The sequence below is a fragment of the uncultured Plantibacter sp. genome (assembly GCF_963518075.1).
GTDB lineage: Bacteria > Actinomycetota > Actinomycetes > Actinomycetales > Microbacteriaceae > Plantibacter > Plantibacter flavus_A.
Genome location: NZ_CAUQHZ010000032.1, coordinates 1 through 4,885, shown reverse-complemented (window position 1 = coordinate 4,885; position 4,885 = coordinate 1). Strand labels below are relative to the sequence as shown.

Below are 4,885 nucleotides of genomic sequence, written 5' to 3'. Positions count from 1 at the left end.
GCCTTGGCCGCGGCGTATCCGCCGGAGCCGGGTGGGCGAACCAGCTCAGGGCGGAGAGCACGTTGACGATCGTCCCTCCACCGTTCGCTTCGATCACCGGCGCGAACGCACGCACCATGGCGAGGTTGCCCCAGTAGTGCGTGTCCATCTCCCGCCGAGCGTCCGCCAGGTCGTCGGTCAGCATCGAGCCCTGCGTGGCGATCCCGGCGTTGTTGACGAGCAGGGTGACATCGGTTGCGATCTCGGCCGCCGCTGCGATGGACGCCTGATCGGTGATGTCGAGCTGCAGCACTTCCACGCCCGGGATGTCGACGAGTTCCGGGCGCCGCGCGGTGGCGTACACCTTCGACGCGCCGCGCTCGAGCAACTGCACGACGAACCGGCGTCCGATGCCCCGGTTCGAGCCGGTGACGAGCGCGACGGATCCTGTGATGTCCATGATTCCCTTCCGCGTGCGGGGCGATCCCGCAGCAGCCTGGTTAGGCTAAGACCTCACATCAATGTCAGGTGCAAGCCAGGAACGGAAGCTCGATGCGCATCGGAGATCTCGCGGCTCGGACCGGGGTGAGCGTCCGCTCGCTCCGCTACTACGAGGAGCAGGGGCTGCTCACCGCCACCCGCACGACGAGTGGCCAGCGGACCTATGAACGAGCGGCGGTGGAACGCGTCGAGCTCGTGCAGCAGCTCTTCGCCGCCGGGCTGCCGAGCCGCACGATCGTCCAGCTGCTCCCCTGCGTCGATGCGGGCGTCGCGACGGCTGAGTCGCTCGCGCTGCTCCAGACCGAACGCGACCGCATCACCGCGCAGATGGCCGACCTCGAAGCAGCGCGCGCCCGCTTGGAAACGGTCATCGACATCACCCTCCACCCGACGCCGGAGCACTGCCCCGCGCTGCGCGAGGACCGCCGAGTCGAGCTGGACGCCGCCTGACGTCCGTCTGGCACGGGAATGTCGGCGCTGGGATGATGCTGCCGATGCGGGGGTGGGGACACCGACTCGATGGACATCCGCACCCTCGGCCGACTCGACCTCGATGGTCCCGGCCCGAGTCCGGAGCGCGGTCTCGGAACCCCGGACGAGCGCTTGAACGTTCCCGGGAGACGAGGACGGCATTGGAGCAGAAACGCAAAAGGCCCGGTCTCCCGGGCCTTGCTGTAGCAGGAGAGAGATTCGAACTCTCGACCTCACGATTATGAGTCGTGCGCTCTCACCAACTGAGCTACCCTGCCACGTCTCTCCGTATGCCGGCGAGAGCAGTGACGGAGAGAACGAGCCCCGAGCGGGACTTGAACCCGCGACCTCTTCCTTACCAAGGAAGTGCTCTACCACTGAGCTATCGGAGCGCGAACCAGACCGCTCACGCGGAAATGGCACCAGTAGAGACTAGCATCCCCCGAGGGGTGCTTCGTACACCGGATCGGGATCAGTTCGCGGCGAAGGTGTCCGCGGCGTGGACGACCTTCTGCAGGTACGACGCGGCCCCGTTGTACGAGCCGATCGCCGCGACCCAATCGGCTTCGATGCGGAGGTCCCGGCCACCGTGGCACAGGTAGTGCGCTGCGGCGAGCGCCGCGTCGTCGATCTGCTGTGGGTCCGCGACGCCGTCGCCGTCCCCGTCCGCTCCCCACCGCTGCCAGGTGGACGGGATGAACTGCATCGGGCCCACCGCGCGATCCCATCTGGCGTCGCCGTCGAAGGCGCCGCGGTCCGTGTCGGTGACGGCGTCGAACTCGGTGCCGGTGAGCGCCGGGCCGACGATGGGTGGAACGGCCCGACCGGCATCGTCGAGCGCACCGCCGAAGATCGTGCCGTGGCCGGACTCGACACTGCCGAGCGCGGCCAGCGTGTTCCAGGCGATCCCGCAGCCCGGCTGCGTCTCCGCGACGGCGAGCGCCGCACCGGCGTAGGCGACCATCGCCCGCTCGGGGATGCCGAGGCGGAGCGCCGTGGCCTCCGACCAAGCACGGTCCACCCGGTCGGTGACGGCCGCCGGAGCCGTTCCGGCCGAGCCCGCTGCCGGGATGCCGGGGCCCTCGACGGCCGCGTGGGGCGCGGTTCCGAGGATCGAGTCCCGCGCTTCAGCTCGATTGACGAGTTCCGGCCCCCAGACGACGGCGGCGATCACGACGGCGAGGCCGACGATCACTCCCGCCCCGCCGGCGACGAGCCATCCCACGCGGACGCCCGATCGACGGTTCCGGCGTGCGGCTGCGGTCGGTCGCCGGGAGCCGCTGCGTGCACCGGCCGGTCGGGGGCGCGGCTTTTGGGTCGAGCGAGCTGCGCCGGCCGTGCGTCGTCCTGGCACGGCCGTCTTCCGTCGTGCGGGCCGGCGGGCACCACTCCCCTTCGCCGATGTTCCCACCGGTCCACCGTAGCCGGGCACTGGTGCCGGCGCGGTTCGCCCACGCGAGCCGGGTCAGCGGCACGCCGCAGGTTCAGTGCTCCCGGGCAGCCTTCGCAGCCTGCTTGGCCTGGCGCTTCGCCCGAAGGTCCTTCGCGACGGCGACGCCCTTCTTGGCGGCGGCGTTCGCCTTCGTGCTGGCCTGCTTCGCTCCCTCGAACTCCGACGCGAGGACGGCGAGCCCGCCGACGGCGATGAGAGCACCCGGTCCGGGGAGCGGGATCAGGGCCACGCCGAGCGCCACGGTGCCACCACCGACGACTCCGACACCCGCCCGGTACACCCGGTTCGCGGTCGGATTCCGACGGATGATGCCACGCGTCGTCCGGGCCGCTGATCCGGCGATGCCTCCCGCCTGCGCGGCGACGCGCTTCGCCGTGCTGCGGGCCGAGCCGTCCGATTCCGTCGTCATGTCCCCACTCTAAGCAGGGCGGGCGGGTCGGTGGCCGGGAATCCGGTCCGAATCGACGCACGCGCGCCGGCCCTGGCGACAGCGCGCCGGCCAGTCCACGAGCGGCGACAGGCTCCACAAATGGCCTAGGGTAGCGACATGGACTCCGCCCTCCCGACCACGTCGGCGACCGCAGCTCAGCATGCCTCCCCCGCAGGAGGCTCCACCCCCGGCTCGGAGTGGTGGCGCTCCGCCGTCATCTACCAGATCTACCCGCGATCCTTCGCGGACGCGAACGGCGACGGCCTCGGCGACCTGCCCGGGATCACCTCCCGCCTCGGCGCGCTGCAGGAGCTCGGCGTCGACGCCATCTGGCTGTCCCCCTTCATGACGAGCCCGCAGAAGGACGCCGGCTACGACGTCGCCGACTACTGCGACGTCGACCCCATCTTCGGGACGCTCGCCGACTTCGACGCGATGACCGCCGCTGCGCACGCCGCCGGCATCCGCGTCATCGTCGACCTCGTCCCCAACCACTCCTCGAGCGCCCACCGCTGGTTCCAGGAGGCCCTCGCGGCCGGGCCCGGCTCGGCGGAGCGCGCCCGGTACATGTTCCGCGACGGCAAGGGCGAGCACGGCGAGATCGCCCCCAACAACTGGGAGTCCGTCTTCGGCGGCCCGGCCTGGACGCGCGTCACCGAGGCCGACGGCACGCCTGGCCAGTGGTACCTCCACATCTTCGACTCCTCGCAGCCTGACTTCGACTGGACGAACCCGTGGGTCCGCGAGCAGTTCCGCGACATCCTCCGGTTCTGGCTCGACCGCGGCGTCGACGGGTTCCGCGTCGACGTGGCGCACGGCATGATCAAGGCCGACGGACTGCCCGACTACACCCCACCGGCCGAGGGCGGCAGCATGGGTGGCGCCTCGGCGGGCGTCGCACTCGAACCCGGCATCAGCACGGGGCCCGCCTCGTGGCCGGAGACCGCGCCGTACTGGGGCCAGGACGGCGTGCACGAGATCTACCGCGACTGGCACGAGCTCCTCGCGACGTACGACGGCGACCGCGTGCTCTGCGCCGAGGCCTGGGTCGACCCGCTCGACAAGATGGCCCTCTGGGTGCGCCCCGACGAGATGCAGCAGGCGTTCAACTTCCCGTACCTCGAGACCCCGTGGAACGCCGCAGACCTCAAGGCGGTCATCGGTGAGTCACTGCGGGCGTTCGCGCAGGTCGGCGCTCCGAGCACCTGGGTGCTGTCCAACCACGACGTCGTCCGGCACGCGTCACGTCTCGCGCTCACGGAGGAGAACCCCCAGGGCTACGGCGTCGGTCCGAACACCCCCGGCCAGCCGGATCGGGCACTCGGGCTCCAGCGGGCCAGGGCGGCGACCGCCCTCATGCTGAGCCTGCCCGGCGGAGCGTACCTCTACCAGGGCGAAGAGCTCGGGCTCCCCGAGGTCATCGATCTGCCGGATGACGCCCGTCAGGACCCGACGTGGTTCCGCACGAACCACGAGCGGTACGGCCGCGACGGTTGCCGCGTGCCGATCCCGTGGGAGGCCGGGCACCCCGCATACGGCTTCAACACCACCGGTGCGTCCTGGCTGCCGCAGCCCGACGACTGGAACGACTACTCGCGCGACGCACAGGCCGGCATCCCCGGTTCGACGCTGGAGCTGTACCGCACGCTGCTCCGCCTGCGCCGGGAGCACACGCTGGGACTCGGCTCGATCGCCTGGATCGAAGGGGCACCCGACACCATCCTCGCGCTGACCAACGGCGCGGTGACGGTCGTCGCCAACACGGGCGCCGACGACATCGCCGTCCCCTCGTCGCTCGCGGACTCGGCCGTGCTCGTCGCGAGCGGGCCTTTCGACGGCAGGACCATCCACGGCGACACCACGGTCTGGTTCACGACGCCCTCGACTCTGCCCGTCGCCTGAGACCCTCGCTCGGGCCGGTGTGCCAGCGCGGTGCGCCGACGTGACCGCGGGCGTTTCGGCGTCGGCGCGGTGCGCTGACGTGAGCGCGCCGGAATCGGCCCCGCCGCGGGGCGTGCGCGTGAGCGCGCCCCTCCGGAGGGGCGCGCTCA

5 protein-coding genes and 2 tRNA genes are annotated in these 4,885 nt (G+C 71.3%); 2 read left to right on the top strand and 5 right to left on the bottom strand.

Annotated elements, in window-relative coordinates; all coding sequences use genetic code 11:
• The coding region (locus RWN05_RS18060) for an SDR family NAD(P)-dependent oxidoreductase (RefSeq protein WP_314140607.1) at window positions 1-439 on the bottom strand (439 nt) is incomplete at its 3' end.
• A 92-nt stretch (window positions 440-531) separates the two neighbouring features.
• Between RWN05_RS18060 and RWN05_RS18055 the strand changes: the two genes are divergently transcribed.
• A complete protein-coding gene (locus RWN05_RS18055) occupies window positions 532-930 on the top strand; it encodes a MerR family transcriptional regulator (protein WP_314140606.1) in 399 nt (132 codons plus the stop codon).
• A 225-nt stretch (window positions 931-1,155) separates the two neighbouring features.
• Here the strand turns inward: RWN05_RS18055 and RWN05_RS18050 are convergent.
• From RWN05_RS18050 to RWN05_RS18035, 4 genes are all read right to left on the bottom strand, one after another.
• A tRNA-Met gene (locus RWN05_RS18050) sits at window positions 1,156-1,229 on the bottom strand.
• A gap of 42 nt (window positions 1,230-1,271) precedes the next feature.
• A tRNA-Thr gene (locus RWN05_RS18045) sits at window positions 1,272-1,343 on the bottom strand.
• Between the two features lie 80 nt (window positions 1,344-1,423).
• Window positions 1,424-2,176: a lytic murein transglycosylase gene (locus RWN05_RS18040; RefSeq protein ID WP_314140604.1), complete on the bottom strand. Its 753-nt coding sequence runs from the start codon at window positions 2,174-2,176 to the stop codon at window positions 1,424-1,426.
• Window positions 2,177-2,435: 259 nt separating this feature from the next.
• Window positions 2,436-2,813: a PGPGW domain-containing protein gene (locus tag RWN05_RS18035; protein WP_314140603.1), complete on the bottom strand. Its 378-nt coding sequence runs from the start codon at window positions 2,811-2,813 to the stop codon at window positions 2,436-2,438.
• A gap of 138 nt (window positions 2,814-2,951) precedes the next feature.
• Here RWN05_RS18035 and RWN05_RS18030 point away from each other — a divergent pair, with 138 nt between their 5' ends.
• Window positions 2,952-4,736 carry a glycoside hydrolase family 13 protein gene (locus tag RWN05_RS18030; protein WP_071258710.1) on the top strand — a complete coding sequence of 595 codons (1,785 nt, stop codon included), beginning with the start codon at window positions 2,952-2,954 and terminating at the stop codon, window positions 4,734-4,736.
• Window positions 4,737-4,885 lie beyond the last annotated feature (149 nt).